Annotated in this window: 13 protein-coding genes; 7 read left to right on the forward strand and 6 right to left on the reverse strand. The window is 72.8% G+C overall.

Translation table 11 applies throughout. The features are described 5' to 3' along the window. Window positions 1–26 precede the first annotated feature (26 nt). Window positions 27–1448, reverse strand: coding sequence for a glycosyltransferase family 4 protein (locus AAW13_RS09955; protein WP_240528585.1), 1422 nt, complete (start codon window positions 1446–1448; stop codon window positions 27–29). A gap of 101 nt (window positions 1449–1549) precedes the next feature. On the opposite strand from AAW13_RS09955, the gene wecB reads away from it, so the two are divergent. The 4 genes from wecB to AAW13_RS09975 are packed head-to-tail and all read left to right on the forward strand — an operon-like array spanning window position 1550 to window position 7476. Then, complete coding sequence (wecB, locus tag AAW13_RS09960; RefSeq protein ID WP_046728415.1) at window positions 1550–2638, forward strand: non-hydrolyzing UDP-N-acetylglucosamine 2-epimerase; 1089 nt, start codon at window positions 1550–1552, stop codon at window positions 2636–2638. Next, the gene (locus AAW13_RS09965) at window positions 2631–3485 is read left to right on the forward strand and encodes a class I SAM-dependent methyltransferase (protein ID WP_046728416.1); all 855 of its coding nucleotides are present in this window, start codon (window positions 2631–2633) and stop codon (window positions 3483–3485) included. The genes wecB and AAW13_RS09965 overlap by 8 nt, the downstream gene beginning before the upstream one ends. After that, window positions 3485–5293, forward strand: coding sequence for a hypothetical protein (locus AAW13_RS45845; RefSeq protein ID WP_052768502.1), 1809 nt, complete (start codon window positions 3485–3487; stop codon window positions 5291–5293). The genes AAW13_RS09965 and AAW13_RS45845 overlap by 1 nt, the downstream gene beginning before the upstream one ends. Continuing rightward, a complete protein-coding gene (locus AAW13_RS09975; RefSeq protein ID WP_046728417.1) occupies window positions 5290–7476 on the forward strand; it encodes a glycosyltransferase in 2187 nt (728 codons plus the stop codon). The genes AAW13_RS45845 and AAW13_RS09975 overlap by 4 nt, the downstream gene beginning before the upstream one ends. A 55-nt stretch (window positions 7477–7531) precedes the next feature. Here AAW13_RS09975 and AAW13_RS09980 read toward each other — a convergent pair whose 3' ends face one another. Continuing rightward, the gene (locus AAW13_RS09980) at window positions 7532–8893 is read right to left on the reverse strand and encodes an MFS transporter (RefSeq protein WP_046728418.1); all 1362 of its coding nucleotides are present in this window, start codon (window positions 8891–8893) and stop codon (window positions 7532–7534) included. Window positions 8894–9091: 198 nt separating this feature from the next. Then, window positions 9092–9757, reverse strand: a complete 666-nt coding sequence (locus AAW13_RS09985; protein ID WP_046728419.1) for a TetR/AcrR family transcriptional regulator — start codon at window positions 9755–9757, stop codon at window positions 9092–9094. A gap of 156 nt (window positions 9758–9913) precedes the next feature. Here AAW13_RS09985 and AAW13_RS09990 point away from each other — a divergent pair, with 156 nt between their 5' ends. From AAW13_RS09990 to AAW13_RS10000, 3 genes are all read left to right on the forward strand, one after another. Next, on the forward strand, window positions 9914–10813 hold the full coding sequence (locus AAW13_RS09990; protein ID WP_046728420.1) for a shikimate dehydrogenase: 900 nt from the start codon (window positions 9914–9916) through the stop codon (window positions 10811–10813). A 110-nt stretch (window positions 10814–10923) separates the two neighbouring features. Next, a complete protein-coding gene (locus AAW13_RS09995) occupies window positions 10924–12714 on the forward strand; it encodes a bifunctional sugar phosphate isomerase/epimerase/4-hydroxyphenylpyruvate dioxygenase family protein (protein WP_046728421.1) in 1791 nt (596 codons plus the stop codon). A gap of 174 nt (window positions 12715–12888) precedes the next feature. Beyond that, the gene (locus AAW13_RS10000; protein ID WP_052768503.1) at window positions 12889–14763 is read left to right on the forward strand and encodes an ArnT family glycosyltransferase; all 1875 of its coding nucleotides are present in this window, start codon (window positions 12889–12891) and stop codon (window positions 14761–14763) included. A gap of 60 nt (window positions 14764–14823) precedes the next feature. Here the strand turns inward: AAW13_RS10000 and AAW13_RS10005 are convergent, their stop codons facing one another. The 3 genes from AAW13_RS10005 to AAW13_RS10015 are packed head-to-tail and all read right to left on the reverse strand — an operon-like array spanning window position 14824 to window position 19556. Further along, the gene (locus tag AAW13_RS10005; protein ID WP_046728422.1) at window positions 14824–17682 is read right to left on the reverse strand and encodes a glycoside hydrolase family 2 TIM barrel-domain containing protein; all 2859 of its coding nucleotides are present in this window, start codon (window positions 17680–17682) and stop codon (window positions 14824–14826) included. A gap of 27 nt (window positions 17683–17709) precedes the next feature. Continuing rightward, the gene (locus AAW13_RS10010) at window positions 17710–18594 is read right to left on the reverse strand and encodes a carbohydrate ABC transporter permease (protein ID WP_046728423.1); all 885 of its coding nucleotides are present in this window, start codon (window positions 18592–18594) and stop codon (window positions 17710–17712) included. Next, entirely contained in the window at window positions 18591–19556 is a 966-nt protein-coding gene (locus tag AAW13_RS10015) for a carbohydrate ABC transporter permease (RefSeq protein ID WP_046728424.1), read from the reverse strand. Before AAW13_RS10015 ends, AAW13_RS10010 begins: the two co-directional genes overlap by 4 nt. Window positions 19557–19564 lie beyond the last annotated feature (8 nt).

Below are 19564 nucleotides of genomic sequence, written 5' to 3' on the forward strand. Positions count from 1 at the left end.
GATTCACTCCGCCCTCGACGGGGGCCTCAGACACTTCCAAGGGCGCGATACGCCTCTCGGGTCGTGGCAGCGACCCTTTTCCAGGTGCGTTCACGCGCTACCAGAGCGCGGGCGGACGCTCCCCATTCATGCCGCCGTTTTCGACTGTAGAGCAATACTTCGAGAGCTTCTGCCCAGGCTTGTGGTGATTCAGCGGGAATCAGCCGCCCGTTCACCTCGGGTTCCACCAGCTCTCGGAGCGCCGTGAGATCACTGGCCGCCACGGGAACACCGCTCGCCATCGCCTCGACCGGCTTGAGCGGGGTGACCAGACGGCAGACCCGTTCGTCGGTGCGCGGCACCGCGAAGACGTCCAGAACGGCGTGGTAGGAGCGCACTTCGCGATGCGGCACCCGGCCGGTGAACAGCGCCGTGCCGTCGTCCAGACCCAGCCGTGCGGCCAGCGCCTGGAGCGCCCCCCGCTCCGGTCCCTCGCCCACGATCAGCAGCCGCAGCGGAACCCCCCGGCGGCGCAGTTCGGCACCCGCATGGAGCAATGTGCCGATTCCCTCGTGTGGAGTAAGGCTGCTGACGGTGCCCACCACGTAGTCGTCCGCCGCGATGCCGAGCCGGGCGCGCAGTTCCGCCCCGTCCGGCGGCGGAGCGAGGAACGCGTCGTCCACCGCGTTGGGCACGATCAGGACCCGTTCCTCGGGCACCCCACGGGCCACGATCTCCGCCTTCATCGCGCAACCCAGCGTCAGCACCAGATCGGCCCCGCGCATGCAGTACGTCTCCAGGGCGCGCCGGGCCCGGTAGGTCCGGTCGGCCGGGCTCCGTCCGGGCGCCTGGGTCAGCCAGGTCTCCTCCAGGAAACCGCGCACCTCGTAGACCACCGGCAGCCGGTAGGTCTCGCGCAGGGCCAGCGCCACCCGCCCGTTGCCGTGGTCGGTGGCCGCGTGCAGCACGGCCGGCCGCAGCCGCTCCACCAGCCGCCCGGCGAGCTCGGCGTTCCGGGCGAGCACCGCCCCCTGCCCGTACGGCAGGACGGGCGGCAGCAGCCGGTGCTGCGGCACCCCGTTCACGATCTGCAACGGGCGAGCGTCCAGGACGCCCTGCGCCACCGGGAACCCGACCCGGGTCACCACGTGCGGATCGAGCCCGGCCGCGCGCTGCGCCTCGGCGAGGGCCTGGGTGCGCACGGTGTAACCGGCGTGCTTGAACGGCAGCCCGTTGGTCACCAGATGGAGCACCCGGCCGGGCACGGCCCGCACCGGCCGCCCGGGTGGCGGGGGCACCCGGGCGGCGGACGGGACGGCGGCCGGGCCGGCCGTACCGGCCCGGGCGGCCAGCCGCTCCTCGACCGGTCCGAGACCCCGCCGCACCCGCCCCGGCAGCAGCCGGACACCGAGCAGCGCGGCCCGGGCGGGGTCGTGCCGCAACTCGCCCCAGGCGACGGATGCGGCCAAGCTGAGTGCACGGGGGATCCGAAGGACACGGCGCGGCACGTGCGGAGACTGACGTCGGGCCATGCCGCCAAGGTAGGCCGACAGAGCGGAGAACGTACGACATGAACGGCCGCGTACTCCATGTCGTAGGGACCAGGCCGAACTTCGTGAAGGCCGCGCCCGTCGTCGCCGCCCTGCGCGCGACCGGGCACGACCAGGTCCTGGTGCACACGGGTCAGCATTACGACGAACGGATGTCGCACGTCTTCTTCCGGGAGCTGGGCCTGCCCGCCCCCGACACCGACCTCGGCGTCGGCTCCGGCAGCCACGCCCGGCAGACCGCCGACCTGCTGGTCGCCCTGGAGGGTGAGCTGCTCGCCCGGGCCCCGGCCCTGGTCGTCGTCTACGGCGACGTGAACTCCACCCTGGCCGCGGCCCTGGCCGCCGCCAAGCTGGGCATCCCGGTCGCCCATGTCGAGGCGGGCCTGCGCAGCTTCGACATGGCGATGCCGGAGGAGGTCAACCGGCGCCTGGTCGACCAGCTGGCCGAGCTGCACTTCGTCACCAGCCCCGAGGCCGTCGGCCACCTCGCCCGTGAGGGCGTCGACCCGGCCCGGGCGCACTTCGTCGGGAACCCGATGATCGACACCCTGCTCACCCATCTGGAGCATTTCGACCCGGCCGCCGCCCGCGCCGCCCACGGACTGCCCGAGCGCTACGGCGTGGTCACCCTGCACCGGCCGGCCAACGTCGACGACCCCGAGGCCGCGGCCGCGGCCGCCCGTGCGCTCACCGAGGCCGCCGGCCACCTGGATCTCGCGGTGCCCCTGCACCCGCGCGGCCGGGCGGCGCTGCGCAAGGCGGGCCTGGCCGACGCGCCCGGCATCCGGCTGCTCGAACCGCTCGGCTACGTCGAGTTCATGGGCCTGGTCCGGGGCGCCGCCGCCGTGATCACCGACTCGGGCGGGGTGCAGGAGGAGACCACCGTGCTCGGCGTGCCCTGCCTGACCCTGCGCACCACCACCGAACGCCCGGTCACCGTCACCCACGGCACCAACCGCCTGGTACGCCCCGGCGAACTGGTACCCGCCCTGTGCAAGGTCCTCGACGGCCGGCCGGCGGCCGGCCCCGAAGGGCCCCCGTTGTGGGACGGCAAGGCCGGCCCCCGGATCGCCCGCGTCCTCACCGAGTGGCTGGAGCGCCATGCCTGACGTCACCCGCACCCAGGACGCCACCCACACCAAGGGCGCCACCCGCACCAAGGGCGCCGAGCGGGCCAAGGGCGCCGAGCGGGCCCAGGGCGCCGAGCGTGCCCAGGACTCCGAGCGCGCCCAGGACTCCGAGCGCGCCCAGGACTCCGAGCGCGCCCAGGGCGCCGAGCGTGCCCAGGGCGCCGAGCGCGTCCCGGACTCCGTGACCGCCTTGCGTTCCCCGGAGGCCGCCCGCACCTACTGGGACGCCCGGCACCGCGATCGCGACGATCTCGCCTCCGGCGGTCACATCGGCCTGGACCGGCCGGGCAACGAGATCTTCTACGCCGTCCGGCTCGGTCAGCTGCTCACCCTCATCGGCGACCTGTCCAGCCCGGCGTCCCCGCTGTTCGTGCTGGACGCGGGCTGCGGCAAGGGGCACTTCGCCCGCTCGCTGGCCCGCTGCGGCCACCACGTCGACGCCTTCGACACCAGCGAGGAGGCCGTCACCCACGCCCGGGCGGAGGGCGGCGGACCGCGGTACGCCCGCGCCGCCCTCGACGAGTGGCGCAGCCCCTGGCTCTACGACGTGGTGCTGTGCGTGGACGTCCTCTTCCACGTCCTCGACGACGCCGAGTGGCGGGCCGGACTGCGCAACCTGGCCTCGCTGGTCCGGATCACCGGCCGGCTGGTCGTCACCGACGAGAACACCGAGGAGCCCGTGGCACGCGGCGACTACATCCTGCACCGCCCGATCGCCGCGTACCGCGCGGAACTGGAACCCCTCGGCCTGCGCCACACCCTCTTCCGGCCCTACGGCTTCCGCGAGAACCGGGTCGGCTTCCACGTCTTCACGAGGACCAGCTGATGCGCCTGACCGATCTGCTCCACCCGCATCTGGACGACGTGACCTCGGTCGTCGACGCGACGGCCGGCGGCCTGCGTCTGGACCCCTATCTGCACCTGCCGCCCGGCGTCACCCCGACCAGGCACGAACAGCCCGTCGGCGAAGGGGAGCTGATGCTCCTCTGCTACGGCCCCGACCCGGACCTGCACGGCGGCGAGGCGGACTGTCTCGCCGCCCTGGAGCGGATGCGGCCCGGTGGCCGCGGCCTGATCGTCTTCGGTCACCCCGGCACCGAACTGCCGTACCACCGGCTGCTGGACGCCCTGGTGGCACACCGCTGCCAGGTCCTGCACGCGGCCGCGCTCGGCTACACCCACCTGCACGCGGGCGCGGTGTTCGCGTGCACCGAGGAACTGCTCCCGCCGCACGACTGGTTCGGCCGTCCGCTGCCCGCCGACGGCTTCGCCACCGCTCTGCGGATCGCCGACGAGTACGTCCTCGCCGACTTCGTCTCCCGCTCCCAGCGCGCTCGCCTGATCGACCTGGAGAGGGCCGCCGAGGAGACCGCCCGCGCCCTGGCGAACGCCCGCGAGGACGGCCTCGCGGAACGGCTGGCCGCCGCCCTGCGCGACAAGGACCAGCTGGCCGCCGCCCTGCGCGGGGCCCGGGAGCGGACCGGGGTGCTGGAGGCGCGGGTGACCATGCTGGAGGGCTCCACCTCGCTCCGGGTGGGCAAGGCCCTGGTGTCGGCCGCCCGTTCACCACGCAGGGGCGCGACCCGGCTGCCCGGCGAACTGTACGGGCTGTGGCGGCAGCGGAAGACGAAGGGGCGCCCGGCGCGCGCCCTGAGCACCGCCCCGGCCCCCGAGGCACCGGCCGACGACCGCTTCCACCTCTCGCACCGCGCCCTGTCCGTGGCACCCCGGGACCGGCTGGTGATCACCGGTGTGCTGACCGACCGCACCGCCGCGGACTTCGCGGCCGACGCCGTGGTGAGCCGGGTGCTGCCGCACGACGGCCGGCTGCTCGTGGAGCGCACCGACCCCGACGTCCTCCTGGTCCAGCTGAGTGCCTGCGCGGCCGGCACCGGCCCCTGGGCGCTCGCCGGCACCGGCCTCGCCCCCGACCTGGACCGGTCGCTCGCCGAACTCGTCGGCCGGGCACGGGGGCTGGGCCGGGCGGCGGTGCTGTGGCGGGACGGCCCGGCCTCGGCCGCCCCGGGTCTGGCGCAGCTGCCCTGGGACGGCGTCCTGGACGGCGACACCGGGACGGCGCTGCGCCGGCTCGACCCGGTCACCGACGGCCGGGACCGGCTCCGCGAGGTCTTCCAGCAGGACAGCACCCGGGTACGGCTGGCCCGGCTCGCGGCGCTCACCGGCGCCCCCGACCCGCTCGCCGAACGCCGGGTCGCGATCCTCGCCGCACCCCGGGACGCCACCGACGTGGCCCGGCTCGTCGCCCAGACCCTCGGCCAGCTGCACCGGCCGGCCGAGGTGGTCGTCGCCGACCAGGCGGCCCTCGAGCTCGGCGAACTCACCGCCGCCTCGGTCACCGTCCACGCCGGGCCGCCCACCGCCCCCTGGGTCGCCGACTGGACCGACCTGACCGAGGACCGCCCCGACACCCTGCTGCTCGACCTGCTCTGCGCCCAGGAGTTCTCCGGCGCCGACGCGGTGGGCCACGATCCGGCCGCCGACGACTACGCCTTCGTACCGACGCTGCGCCCGCTGCTCGTGCGCCGCTCGCTGCTCGACGCCGGTACCCCACCGGCCGCCTGGTCGCGCGCCGGGTACCGGTTGTTCGCCGTGCGTGGAAAGGAACCGTCATGACCCGCACCCTCAGGGCGCTCGTCTACGGCGACGTGGACCTCAACCTCATCGACGGCTCCGCCGTCTGGGCCCAGTCGACGGTCCAGGCGCTGTCCCGGGCGGGCTGCCGGACCCGCCTCGTCCTCAAGGCCCCGGTGGAGACCGGCCGGCTCACCGACCCGCTGGCCGGACTGCCCGGCGTCACCGTGGTCCGGCCCTACGAGGAGCGCCTGGTCCCCGGCCAGGGCGCGCACCCCCTCTCCCCCTACCAGGCCTCGCAGTTGCTCGCCCGCCTCGACGCGGGAGAGCCGTGCGACCTGCTGGTGCTGCGCGGGCGCCGGCTGGTCAAGCAGATCGTCGCCGACGGCGCCTTCGACGGCCGGATCTGGGCCTACCTCACCGACATCCCGCAGTCCCCGGCCGAGATGACGGAGGAGGCCCGCGCCGACCTCGTCCGCATCGCCGAAGCCTCCCGGCAACTGCTCTGCCAGACCGAGGAGTTGCGCTGCTTCCTGGAGGCCTGGGTGCCGGCGGCCTGCGGCCGGGCGGTGCTCAGCCCGCCCGCCGTACCCGAGCCCGGCCTCACGGTGCCGGACCGGGACGGCCTGCACACGCCCGTACGCCTCGTCTACACCGGCAAGTTCGCGCCCCGCTGGAACACCCTGCCCATGACCCGGCTGCCCGCGCTGCTCGCCGAACGCGGTGTCCGGGCCGAACTGCACACCGTGGGCGACAAGATCCACCGGGATGCCGCCCACCCCGGCTTCGACACCGCCATGGCCGAGGCGCTGCGCACCACCCCCGAGGTCGTCCACCACGGCGGGGTGCCGCGCGAGGAGGCCATGCGGATCGCCGCCGACTGCGACCTCGGCCTCGGCTGGCGCGACGCCTCCCTCGACGCCAGTCTGGAACTCTCCACCAAGGTCCTGGAGTTCGGCTCCCTCGGGCTGCCCGTCGTCCTCAACCGCACACCCGCCCACGAGGCCCTGCTCGGCGCCGACTACCCGCTGTTCGTGCCGGGGCTCGCCACCCTCACGGACGCCGCGGACGCCGTCCGCACCGCCGTCCAGGACGAGGGAGCCCGGCGGCTCGCCGCCGACCGGTGCACGCGGGCCGCCCGGCAGTACACCATGGAGGCCGCCGCGACGCGCTGGCGTGGCCACCTCGACCGCGCCTTCCCCGCCGCGCCCGCCGCCGTCACCGGCCGAGGGCGCCCGCTGCGGGTCGGGGTCGCGGGCCACGACCTGAAGTTCCTCACCCGGCTCCTCGACCACCTCCGGGCGCTGCCCGGCCTCGACGTCCGGGTGGACGCCTGGCCCGCGCTGGCCCGGCACGACCCGGCCGAGAGCCGCCGGCTCGCCGAGTGGGCCGACGTGGTGGTGGTCGAGTGGTGCGGCCCGGCGGCCGTCTGGTACAGCCGTCACAAGCGGCGCGGCAGCCGGCTGATCGTGCGGCTGCACCGCTTCGAACTCGACGCCGGCTACCCGCAGCAGGTCGACATCGACGCCGTCGACCGGGTGGTGTGCGTCAGCCCCTACTACGCCCGCGCCACCCGGGAGCGCACCGGCTGGCCCGCCTCGAAGATCGTCACGATCGGCAACTGGGTGGACGTCGACCAACTGGACCGGCCCAAGGCGCCCGGCGCCCGGCACCGCCTCGGCATGATCGGCATCGCGCCCAGCCGCAAGCGCCTCGACCTCGGCCTCGACGTCCTCGAAGCGCTGCGCGTCCACGACCGGCGCTGGCACCTCTCGGTCAAGTCCAAGCCGCCGTGGGAGTACTGGTGGATCTGGAACAAGCCCGAGGAACGCGCGCACTACGACGCGGTCCTGCGCCGGATCCAGACCTCGCCGCTGCTCGAAGGGGCCGTCGTCTTCGACCGGTTCGGGCCCGACGTGCCGGGCTGGCTGCGCCGCATCGGGCATGTGCTGTCCACCAGCGACGACGAGAGCTTCCACCTCGCCCCGGCCGAGGGCATGGCCTCCGGCGCCGTACCCGCGCTGCTGCCGTGGCCGGGCGCGGACGAGATCTACGACCGGCGGTGGATCCACCAGGACCCGCGGGCGATGGCCGCGGCCGTCGCCGCCCTCGCCGAGCAGGCGGACTGGCAGGACGCCGGGGAGGTGGCACGCGGCCAGGTACGGGAGGGGTTCTCGCTGGAACGGGTGGCGGCGGACTGGACGGAGCTGCTGGTGTCCGGCTGACACGGAGGTTCCCCCCCGGGCCACCGAGGGCTCGGGGGGAAGCCTCCGCCGGAGCTCAGGCCGACACCTTCTCCGGTCGGACCGCCGCCGACTCCGGCCGCTCGCCGAGCAGTTCGGTCGGCACCCGGTGCGTCTCCCGGGCCGTCAGCGCCGCGATCACCGGCGGCACGCACAGCGCGGCCGTGAACAGGGCCACCGCCGACCAGTCGTCGCCGCCCGGACCCGCGATCCGCGCCGCGAAGGTCACCGCGAACCCGGCCACCGCGAACCCGATCTGGGTGCCGATCGCCATGCCGGACAGCCGTACCCGGGTCGAGAACATCTCGCCGTAGAAGGACGGCCAGACGCCGTTCGCCGCGCTGTAGACGACGCCGAAGGCCACGATCCCGAGGAGCATGACCAGCGGGTACGAGCCGGTGGAGATCGCCCACAGGTAGCCGCACATCGCGGCCGCGCTGCCCACCGCGCCGATCAGGTACACCGGCCGCCGGCCGATCCGGTCCGACAGCGTCGCCCACGCCGGGATCGCGCCCAGCGCCACCAGGTTCGCCAGGGCGCCCACCCACAGCATCGACGTCTTGGACATGCCCACCGCGTCGCTCGTCGCGTAGGCCAGCGCCCACACCGTGAAGATGGTGCTCACCGACGCGATCAGCGCGCCCCCGATCACCCGCAGCACGTCCGCCCAGTGGTGGCGCAGCAGCGTCACCAGCGGCAGCCGCTCGACGCCCTCGGCGGCCGCCTGCCGTGCGAAGGCCGGGGTCTCCTCCAGTTTGCGCCGGATCACCCAGCCGACCACGGCCACCACCACACTCGCCCAGAACGGCACCCGCCAGCCCCAGGACAGCAACTGGTCGTCGGGCAGCTGGGCGACCGGGATGAAGACCAGGGTGGCGATCAGCTGACCGCCCTGGGTGCCGCTGAGGGTGAAGCTGGTGAAGAAGCCCCGCCGGTCCGGCGGCGCGTGCTCCAGACTCATCGAGCTGGCGCTGGCCTGCTCTCCGGCGGCCGAGACGCCCTGGAGCACCCGGCACAGCACCAGCAGCACCGGGGCGAGGGACCCGACCTGGGCGCGGCTCGGCAGACAGCCGATCAGGAACGTCGACAGACCCATCAGGATCAGTGTGAAGACCATGATCTTCTTACGGCCGATCCGGTCCCCGAAGTGCCCGAGGAACAACGCGCCGACCGGCCGGGCCGCGTACGCCACCCCGAACGTGGCCAGTGACAGCAGGGTCGCGTTGGCGGGGTCCGACTCGTCGAAGAAGACCTTCGGGAAGATCAGCGCGGCCGCGCTGCCGTAGATGAAGAAGTCGTAGTACTCCAGGGCGCTGCCGATCCAGGCGGCCAGGGCGGCCTTCCTCGGCTGGCCGCCGGGCGGTGCGGCGGTGGCGGCGGGCGGGGCGGGGACGGACACGGCGGTGCTCCTTCGGGGAACTCCAACGTAGGCGGAGTGAGCGGCGGGGGAGAAGGCCGGTTCCCAGGGATGACGGGTTCGGCGGACCAGGGGTTCGGTGCTAATTAACCCACTGGGTAGTTAGTCGCGATGGGTACGGATGTTGCGCCCGCGTTTCCCCGCTGTCAAGAGGTGGCGCCGGATGCCGGGCCCCGGCGGTCAGCCCGCCGCGCGCTCCGCGGTGAGGTAGGCGATCACCATGTCGCCGAGCATGGCGCGGTAGTGCTCGCGCTGCGCCGGGTCCACCAGGTCACGCCCGAACAGGGCGCCGAAGGTGGCCCGGTTCGCCACCCGGAAGAAACAGAACGAGCTGATCATCGCGTGCAGGTCGACGGCGTCGACGTCCGCGGTGAACAGCCCGGACTCCTGGCCCGCGGCGAGGATCCGGCGGATCACCTCCAGGGCGGGGGAGCCGATCCGGCCCAGTTTCTCGGAGGCCGCGATGTGCTCCGCGCCGTGGATGTTCTCGATGCTGACCAGGCGGATGAAGTCGGGGTGCTGCTCGTGGTGGTCGAAGGTCAGCTCGGCGAGCCGGCGGATCGCCGCGACCGGGTCCAGATGCTCCACGTCGAGCCGCTGCTCGGCCTCCCGGATCACGCCGTACGCGCGCTCCAGGACCGCCGTGAACAGCTGTTCCTTGCCGCCGAAGTAGTAATAGATCATCCGCTTCGTGGTGCGCGTGCGGGCCGCGATCTCGTCCACGCGGGCACCGTCGTAGCCGGCCCGGGCGAACTCCTGGGTGGCCACGTCGAGGATCTCGGCCTGGGTGCGGGCGGCGTCACGGATCCGCCCGTTGGTGGGTGCCGGTTCGTCGACGCTGGTCATCGGGTTCCTATCGGGTGCCTCGGAAGGGGTGGCCGGTGCGGAGATTCTAGAAGCCGCGCCGCGGTCGTCTCCCGAAGGGTCTTCCCCTGTCGTGGCCTCCGGTGTTATAGCTAACGTACTGGTTCGTACATTAGCTATGCCGCTCAGGAGGGCCACGTGGCCAAGGACGCGTATCTCGTCGGACTGATCGGTGCCGGTATCGGCCCGTCGCTCAGCCCGGCCCTGCACGAGCGCGAGGCCGGCCGGCAGGGGCTGCGGTACCTGTACCGGCTGATCGACATCGACGCGCTCGGCGTGCCGCCGGAGGCCGTGGGCGACCTGGTCCGGGCGGCACGTGACCTGGGCTTCGACGGGCTGAACATCACGCATCCGTGCAAACAGCTGGTCATCGAGCACCTGGACGCGCTGGCCCCGCAGGCCGAGGCGCTCGGCGCGGTCAACACGGTGGTGTTCGAGGCCGACGGCAGGGCGGTCGGACACAACACGGACGTGACCGGGTTCGCGGCCTCGTTCGCGCGGGGGCTGCGGGACGCTCCGCTGGAGCGGGTGGTGCAGCTCGGCGCCGGGGGTGCCGGGGCCGCCGTCGCGCATGCCACGCTCACCCTGGGGGCCGAGCGGGTCACCGTCGTGGACGCGCTGGCCGACCGGGCCGTCGATCTCGCGGGGGCCCTGAACCGGTACTTCGGCGCGGGACGTGCGGTCGCCGCGGAGCCGGAGCGGTTGCCGGAGCTGCTCGCGGGGGCCGACGGGCTGGTGCACGCGACGCCGACCGGGATGGCGGCGCATCCGGGGCTGCCGTTGCCCGCGGAGTTGCTGCGGCCGGAGCTGTGGGTGGCGGAGGTGGTGTACCGGCCGCTGGAGACGGAACTGGTGCGGACGGCACGGTCGTCGGGGTGTGCGGTGCTGGACGGGGGTGGGATGGCGGTGTTCCAGGCCGCGGACGCGTTCCGGTTGTTCACGGGGAGGGAGGCGGACGCCTCGCGGATGCTGGCCGACATCGGGGAGCTGACGGAGTCGGCGGAGTCGGCGGAGAGGCCGGCGGGGCAGGTCGTGTGACGGGTGCGGGTGCGGGTTCGTGGTCGCTGGTCGCGCCCACGCGGCGGCAGCCGCACATCGATACAGCCCCGCGCCCCTGAGCAGGTGCGGTGCACGTCAGGAAAAGGATCATGCGTACTTCGATTGCCACCGTTTCGCTCAGTGGGTCGCTCACCGAGAAGCTGACCGCCGCCTCCCGGGCCGGGTTCGACGGGGTGGAGATCTTCGAGAACGATCTGCTGGCCAGTCCGCTGTCGCCCCGGGAGGTACGGGCGCGGTGCGCGGATCTCGGGCTGACCGTCGACCTCTACCAGCCCCTGCGGGACATCGAGGCCGTGCCCGAGGGCGAGTTCGGCCGGAACCTCCGCCGCGCCCGGCACAAGTTCGAGCTGATGGGGGAACTGGGCGCCGACACCGTCCTCGTCTGTTCCTCCGTCTCCCCGTCGGCCGTCGACGACGACGCACTGGCCGCCCGGCAGCTGTCGGAACTGGCCTCGCTCGCCGCTGACTTCGGTATCCGTGTCGCCTACGAGGCGCTGGCCTGGGGGCGGCACGTCAGTACGTACGACCATGCCTGGCGGATCGTCGAGGCGGCCGGGCATCCCGCGCTCGGGACCTGTCTCGACAGCTTCCACATCCTCTCCCGGGGGTCCGACCCGAAGGGCATCGAGGACATCCCCGGCGAGAAGATCTTCTTCCTTCAGCTGGCCGACGCCCCGCTGCTCGCCATGGACGTGCTCCAGTGGAGCCGCCACTACCGCTGCTTCCCGGGTCAGGGCGGGTTCGACGTGGCCGGGCTCGTGCGCCATGTGCTGCGGACCGGGTACGACGGACCGCTCTCCCTCGAAGTGTTCAACGACGTCTTCCGGCAGGCCGAGGCCGGGCCGACCGCCGTCGACGCCCGGCGTTCCCTGCTGATGCTCCAAGAAGCCGTCGGCGTGGCGGAGTTGCCCGCGCCGGTCGTGCCGACGGGAGTCGCGTTCGCCGAACTGGTCACCCCGGACGCGGAACCCGTCTCGGCGCTGCTCGGCGCCCTCGGCTTCGCGCGGACCGCGCGTCATCGGAGCAAGCCCGTCGACCTGTGGGAGCTGGGCGAGGCGCGGATCCTGGTCAACACCGGGCCCGCCGCCCGGCGTGACGGCACCGGACTCGCCGCGATCGGCCTGGAGTCACCGGACCCACGGGCCGCCGCCCGCCGCGCCGAGGCGCTGCTCGCCCCCGTACTGCCCCGCCGCCGGGCCCCCGAAGACGTCCCACTGGACGCGGTCGCGGCACCCGACGGCACGGAACTGTTCTTCTGCGCCACCGGACGCGCCCCCGAACTCCCGGACTGGCTGGCCGACTTCGCCGCCGTGCCGCACGAGCCTGCGCCGTCTCCGGCCCGTATCGACCACCTGGCCCTGGTCCAGCCCTGGCACCAGTACGACGAGGCGGCCCTCTTCCACCGTGCCGTCCTCGGCCTGCACGCCCAGGACAGCGTCGATGTCGCCGACCCCTACGGGCTGCTGCGCTCCCGCGCCGTCACCGACGCCGGCGGCCGCGTCCGGATCGCCCTCGGCGTGGGCGCTGCCCCGGCCGACGACACCCTGCACGCCCAGCACATCGCCCTCGCCGTCGACGACGTGGTGGCCGCGGCCCGTGCCTTCCGGGCGGCCGGCGGCGCGCCGCTGCCCATTCCGGGCAACTACCACGACGACCTGGCCGCCCGGTACGAGTTCCCCGACGGGGAGTTGGAGACGTACCGGGAACTAGGCATCCTCTACGACCGGGACGCGGGCGGGGCCTTCCGGCACTGCTACACCCGGACCGTCGGACGGGTGTTCTTCGAACTGGTCGAACGCGACCCCGGATACCGCGGGTACGGCGCACAGAACGCGCCGGTGCGGCTCGCGGCCCAGCACGCCGGACGGCCGGCGCGCTGAGACACGGGCGGAATTCAGGATCCTTACGGCTTTCACGGCCGATCCTCACGAACATCCTGCATGTTCCTTGACATTCCGGACGTGACGTTCGCCGGGATCCGGTCGTCCTACAGGCCGTAACGGTCCAGGGCCCTCTCGAAGCCCTGGACACCGGAGTCCTGGAGGCCGTCCGCGATGCCGAGCCCTGTCAGCGCCGAGCCGCTCGTCCATGTCGAGGGGGCGCCGCCTCCGCCGGCCGGGCCGCGGAGCCGAACCCGGCGCTACGAGCGTCCGATCCTCGCCGGCATCGCCACCGTCGCCGCGCTGTTCTTCTGCTGGGGCATCTGGCACAGCGCGTACCACTCCTTCTACGCGAGCGCCGTCCGCAGCATGACCGACAACCCGGTGGCCTTCTTCTACGGCTCCTTCGACCCCGGCGACTCCATCACCCTGGACAAGCTGCCCGGCTTCCTGTGGCCGCAGGCCCTGTCGGCGCTGGTCCTCGGCTTCCACCCGTGGTCCCTGGTGGTCCCGCAGGCCCTGGAGGGCGTGGCCTCGGTGGTCCTGCTGCACGTGGTGGTACGACGCTGGGCCGGCGTCCCCGCCGGACTGCTGGCCGCCGCCTTCCTCACCCTCACCCCGGTGACCGTGGGCCTCGGCCGCTCGGTCACCGAGGACGCGCCGTTCGTCCTGCTGTTGCTGCTGGCCGCCGAGGCCACCCAGCGGGCCACCGCCCGCGCCCGGCTGCGCACCCTGGTCCTGGCGGGCGTCTGGGTGGGGGTGGCCTTCCAGTGCAAGATGCTGGAGGCCTGGGCGGTGCTGCCCGCGCTGACCGTGACCTACCTGGTGGCCGCGCCGACCACCCTGCGCCGCCGGCTCCGGGACCTCGCGGTGGCCGGGGCGGTCATGCTGACGGTGTCGCTGTCCTGGATGCTGGCCGCCGGTCTCACCCCGGCCGCCGCCCGCCCCTACCTGGACGGCACGACCGACAACTCGCCGGTCGCCCTGGTCGTCGGCTACAACTTCCTGACCCGCTTCCAGGCGCTGGGTGTCGACGCGGCCGGCACCGGGAGCATCGTCGCGGACCGGGCGCACGGCAGGGCGTCGGCGGGGATGGGGGACAGCGTCTGGAAGATGTTCAGCCCCGGACTGGCCAGCCAGACCGGCTGGCTGTATCCGCTGGCGGCGCTGGGCCTGGCAGCCGGGGTGTACGGGCTGTGGCGCCGCCGCCCGCCGCGCACCGACCCCTTCCTCGCCGGCCTCCTGCTGTGGGGCGGCTGGCTGGTGACGTTCTTCCTGGTCTTCAGTTTCGGCAGCGTGACCGGGCACACCTACTACATGGGCGTGGTGGCGGTCGGTCTGTCGGCCCTGGCGGCGGTGGCCGTGACCCGGGTGCGGCGCCGTGGCGTGATGTGCGCGGTCCTGGCCGTGAACGTCGGCTGGTGCGCGGCCCTGACCCTGTACTACCCGGGCTTCTTCACCTGGTCGGTCGTGGTCGCCGTGGTCCTGGCCCTGCCGGCGCTGGCCCTGTTCGCCGTGGGCGGGTCGCGTCCGCGCCGGACCGCGCTGGCCGTCGCGCTCGTCGCGGTCCTGGTCGTGCCCGCCGTCTGGTCCGCGTCCGCGATGTCCCTGCGCTACAACCAGCCCGGCGGTTTCGGCCGGATCGGTCCCGGCAGCATCGCCACCCGCAACGGCGCCTCCGCGCTGAACCCGGCCCAGCGACGGGTCCTCGCCTACCTCACCGCCCACCGCGACGGCGCCCGTTACCTGGCCGCGGTGCCCCGCTGGCAGATGGCGGCGCCGTACATCCTCTCGGACAACGCCGCCATCCTTCCGATCGGCGGCTTCACCGCCCATGTGCCGTACCCCGCGCCCAGCGCCTTCCACCGCCTCGTGGACACCGGCCGGCTCCGCTACGTCCTGCTCTCCACCGCCGACCTCACCCACCGCGCCCGGGGCGCGAAGACGCCCGGCCGGGCACTGGTCCGGTGGGTCCTCGGACACTGCTCGCCGGTCCACGTCTCCCACTACGTCCTGTACCGCTGCGGGCCCGCCGGGCAGGGAGGCTGAGCAGCCGGAGGGCCCCCGGACCAGGCACGGTCCGGGGGCCTCCGGGCGGGTGCCCGCGGATCAGCCGACGTCCGCGAACACGAAGGTGAACTCGGCCGGCGCGGCATGGAGTCGGTACGGGGGCAGGACCCCCGGGCCGCAGGACTGCGAGCCGATGCCGTGCTGACCGTGGTCCAGGTTGACCCACACGGTGTCACCGGGGGTGAGGTCGGTGCGGTGGGCCGCCGCGTCCAGCTGCTCGGTGGTCCAGCGACGGGCGGTGAACCAGAACTCCGGGTCGCCGTCGATCCGCAGGCCGCCGAGCTCCGCCCAACGGACGTCCGCGCGGGCGCCGTTCTCCTGAGGCCGGACGTAGGGGGTCTGGAGGCCGTCCACGGGAGACTCCCAACGGCTCACCAGCGCGGCCGACCTGGTGTCCGGGTAGGCCTCCTCGGGTCCGCCGCCGAACCACCGCACCCGGTCCGCGGCCGGCAGCCCGAAGCGGATGCCGAGCCGGGGCAGCGGCACCGTCCAGTCACCGTCGGGGGTGACGGTGACGGTCAGCCGGAGACGGTCGCCGTCCGAGGTCCAGCGGTAGCCGGTGGCGAGCCCGAACTCCCAGGCGGCGGGCGCCACCCGGGTCCGCACCGTCAGCGCGTTCCCGTCCGCCTGCACCGCGTCCAGGCGGTGCCGCATGCGGTGCAGACCGAACTTCCGCCACAGCTCGCCGTAGCGCAGATCGCTCTGCCAGGCGGCACCGTCGTCGTTGTCGGTGGGCGCCCGCCACACGTCGAGGCGCAGTCCGGTCACGGCCACCGAGCCGATGCTCAGCAGCGCGCCGGTGCGCGCGTCGAAGGTGCCCGGACCGAGCGTGATCCGTCCGCCGTCGGTCACCGGGGCGGCGGTCGCGGCGACCGACGGCGACCGTCGTGCCGAGGCCGGGATCTGGCCCCAGGCGACGACATGCCCGGCGGGCCCCCAGGAGGTGTCGGCCGCCAGCAGCGCCCGGACCGTCCACCGCGCCTCGCCGCCGTCCGTCGCGGGCGGCTCCGGCAGCTTCGCCTCCGCCGACTCGCCGGCCGCGAGGGCCGGCACCGCGAGGCTGCCCGATGCCACCGTCTCCCCGTCCACCTGGTACGACCACTCGAAGGCGAACGCCGACAGGTCGGCGAAGTCCTGTCCGTTGGTGACGTGGACGGTGGTGCCGTCGCCGTCGCCGTCGATCCGGACCGGCTCGATCACCTTCTTGTACTCCAGCAGGCCGGGTGAGGGCCGCCGGTCCGGGAAGACCAGGCCGTCGCAGACGAAGTTCCCGTCGTGCAGTTCCTCGCCGAAGTCACCGCCGTACGCGTAGCCGTACCGTTCGTCCTCGACGCCGTGGTCGATCCACTCCCAGATGAAACCGCCCTGGAGCCGGTCGTGCGACTCGAAGATCCGCTGGTAGTCGGCGAGTCCGCCGGGTCCGTTGCCCATGGCGTGGCCGTACTCGCAGAGGATGAAGGGCAGTTGACGGCGCTTGTGGGTGCCGCCGTCCAGTCCCCGGCCGATCCGCTCGACCTCCGCGTGGTCGGCGTACATCCGTGAGTACACGTCCGTGTCACGGCAGTCGATGTCACCCTCGTAGTGCACGAGACGAGAGGTGTCGCGGCCGTGGATCCACTCGGCCATCGCGGTCAGGCCCCGGCCCGTGCCCGCCTCGTTGCCCAGCGACCAGATCACCACCGACGGGTGGTTCTTGTCGCGCTCGACCATCCGGGCCGCCCGGTCCAGCAGGGCCGGGGTCCAGCGGTCGTCGTCGACGGGGTTGTCCCGCCAGGCCTGCTCGGTGAAGCCGTGGGTCTCCAGGTCGCACTCGTCGATCACCCACAGGCCGTACTCGTCGCACAGGTCGAGGAAGGCCGGGTGCGGCGGGTAGTGGGAGGTACGGACGGCGTTGAGGTTGTGCCGTTTCATCAGCAGCACGTCCTCACGCATGGTCTCCAGGTCGAGGGCGCGCCCGAGCCGGGGGTGCCACTCGTGCCGGTTGACGCCCTTGAAGAGGACCGCCTTCCCGTTGACCTTGATCAGACCGTCCGCCAGCTCCACCGTCCGGAAGCCGATCCGCAGCGGCACCCGTTCGCCCTCGGTGGCCAGCAGCCCGTCGTACAGCCGCGGGGTCTCGGCCGTCCACGGCTCGACCGGGACGGTCGCGGACTCGCCGGTGGCGATGTCGATGCCGAGGTCCGGCACGGTGACCCGGCCGTCCACGTCGGAGTCGACGCGCAGCGTGCCGGTGCCGCCGACGTGGTCGTAGGAGGCGTGCACGAAGAAGTCGAGGGCGCTGCCCGCCGGGCGGTGCAGCAGGGTGACGTCACGGAAGATGCCGGGCAGCCACCACTGGTCCTGGTCCTCCAGGTAGGAGCCCGCCGACCACTGGTGGACCCGGACCGCGAGGACGTTCCCGGCCGGCTCGAGCAGATGGCCGACCGCGAACTCGTGCGGCAGCCGGGAGCCCTTGAACTCGCCGATGTCCGTGCCGTTGAGCCAGACCCGGGCGCAGGACTCGACGCCGTCGAAGCGGAGGACCGCCCCGCCGTCGGTGACGTCCCAGCCCGCCGGCAGGTCGAAGAACCGCAGGTGGTCACCGGTGGGGTTCTCGGTCGGCACCCGGGGCGGGTCGACCGGGAACGGGTAGAGGTGGTTCGTGTAGACCGGTGCGCCGTGTCCCTGGAGCACCCAGTGGCCCGGGACCGAGACCTCCGCCCAGCCACCGGCGTCGTACCCCGGCTCGGCGAACGCGTCGTCCTCGGCGTCGGCCGTCGCCGACAGCCGGAAACGCCAACTGCCGTTCAGCGAGAGCGACGCGGTGTCCGAGCGTGGGTACCAGGCCCGGGGCGGCAGGGCACCCGAGCCCGGGGAGACGTCCTCGACGTAGTCGGTGGCGGAGGTGCGGAAAGACATCGGTCTCCAGGTCGTGAGAGTGCGGTGTCAGCCCTTGATGCCGGTCTGCGCGATCCCCTGGACCAGCCAGCGCTGGAGGAAGAGGAAGACGAACACCAGGGGCAGGATGGAGATGGCGGTGGCCATGAAGATGGTGTGGAAGACGACCGTCTGGTTGGTCATGTATGACGAGAGCACGACCTGGACGGTCCACGCCCCGGGGTCCTGGCCGATGACCAGGGGCCACAGGAAGGCGTTCCAGGCGCCGATGAAGGTGATGGTGGCGATCGCCGCGAAGAAGTTCAGCGAGTTGGGTACGACGACCCGCCAGTACGAGCCCCAGTAACCCAGCCCGTCCACCCGCGCCGCCTCCTCCAGCTCCTTCGGGAACCCCAGGAAGTACTGCCGGAACAGGAAGCAGGTGAAACCACTGAACAGGCCGGGGATGATCAGACCCCGGTAGGTGTCCACCCAGCCGAGCGAGGAGACCAGCACGAAGCTGGGCACGAAGGTCACCGAGGTCGGGACCATCAGGGTGCCCAGGACGAGGTAGAAGATCTTGTTGGCGTGCTTGTAGGGGATGCGGGCCAGGGCGTAGCCGGCCAGCGAGCACACCAGCAGGATGCCGACGGTCATGGAGACGGCCACGACCAGTGAGTTCCACATCGACCGGGCGAAGTCGACCTGCGGGTCGTCGAACAGTTCCTTGATGTTGCCCCACTGAAGGTGCGTGGGGAAGAACTGCCAGCTCGGCCCGGTGATGGCGGTGTCCGTGGTGAGGGCGTTGCGGAGCAGGATGTAGAACGGGACCAGGAAGAGGAAGGTGGCGACACCGGTGGCGATCCACAGGCCGGTGCTGCCCATCACCCCGCCGCGTCGGCGTCCGGCCTTCGTGGGCGTGGTCTTGTTCATGTCGGGCGTGGTGGTGGTCACTTGGACTCCTCCCCCCTTCCGAAGCCCATGATCTTGCCCTGGAACAGGGTGACGATGATGATCAGCAGGGTCAGGATGACGGCCCCCGCGCTGCCCGCGCCGTAGTCCTGTGATGTGCCGAGGGCGGTGGCGTACAGCTCGACCAGCGGCGGCCGGCCCCAGGTGGTCTTGTCGAGCAGGTTGTAGAACTCGTCGAAGGCCTGGTAGGCGGCGATGAGCAGGAGCAGGACCACCGCGGTCGAGGTGGCCCGCAACTGCGGCAGGGTGATGTAACGGAAGGTCTGCCAGCCCCGCTTGGCGCCGTCGATGGCCGCGGCCTCGTACAGCTCGCCCGGGATGTTCTGAAGGGCCGCCAGGAACAGGATCATGTAGAAACCGGACTGTAGCCACAGCCGGAGCGTGACGATGACGAGCCAGTACCAGGGGGGACTGGGGGAGGCCAGCCAGGCGACGCTGTCGACCCCGAACCAGCCGAGGACCGTGTTCAGCAGGCCGAAGCGGACCCCGCTGAAGATGGACATCTTCCAGATCAGCGACGCGGCGACGTAGCTGCACGCGGTCGGCAGGAAGAACACCGACCGGAAGAACGCCCGCATGAACCGGATCCGGTTCACCAGCAGGGCGAGGCCGAGCGACACCGCCCAGGTGGTCGGCACGATGAACGCGGCGAACACGGTGAAGGTGCCGAGCGAGCCGACGAACTTGGGGTCCGTCAGCATGTACGTGTAGTTGTCGAAGCCGACGAACTTGTCCGGCGTGACGGTGAACCGTGCGTCGAAGAAGCTGAGGTAGAGACTCCAGCCGATCGGCACGTAGACGAAGACGATCAGCCCGATCAGGAAGGGGCTGATGAAGAGCCAGAAGTTGAGGGTGCGGCTGCCCCGCAGGCCCCGCCGCGGCCTGGCCTGACTGGCCTTCGCCGGGGCGGGGTTCGCGAGGTCGCGTGTCGTGGTCGTCGACATGGGTCCGG

The sequence above is a fragment of the Streptomyces humi genome (genome assembly GCF_001005085.2).
In the GTDB taxonomy this organism is placed as follows: Bacteria; Actinomycetota; Actinomycetes; order Streptomycetales; family Streptomycetaceae; genus Streptomyces; species Streptomyces humi.

Bases quoted from the DNA above. Each gene is read 5' to 3' on its own strand.
- wecB (WP_046728415.1), top strand. From the start codon at position 1,550: ATGAACGGCCGCGTACTCCATGTCGTAGGGACCAGGCCGAACTTCGTG.
- AAW13_RS09965 (WP_046728416.1), top strand. From the start codon at position 2,631: ATGCCTGACGTCACCCGCACCCAGGACGCCACCCACACCAAGGGCGCC.
- AAW13_RS45845 (WP_052768502.1), top strand. From the start codon at position 3,485: ATGCGCCTGACCGATCTGCTCCACCCGCATCTGGACGACGTGACCTCG.
- AAW13_RS09975 (WP_046728417.1), top strand. From the start codon at position 5,290: ATGACCCGCACCCTCAGGGCGCTCGTCTACGGCGACGTGGACCTCAAC.
- AAW13_RS09985 (WP_046728419.1), bottom strand. From the start codon at position 9,757: ATGACCAGCGTCGACGAACCGGCACCCACCAACGGGCGGATCCGTGAC.
- AAW13_RS09995 (WP_046728421.1), top strand. From the start codon at position 10,924: ATGCGTACTTCGATTGCCACCGTTTCGCTCAGTGGGTCGCTCACCGAG.
- AAW13_RS10000 (WP_052768503.1), top strand. From the start codon at position 12,889: ATGCCGAGCCCTGTCAGCGCCGAGCCGCTCGTCCATGTCGAGGGGGCG.
- AAW13_RS10005 (WP_046728422.1), bottom strand. From the start codon at position 17,682: ATGTCTTTCCGCACCTCCGCCACCGACTACGTCGAGGACGTCTCCCCG.
- AAW13_RS10015 (WP_046728424.1), bottom strand. From the start codon at position 19,556: ATGTCGACGACCACGACACGCGACCTCGCGAACCCCGCCCCGGCGAAG.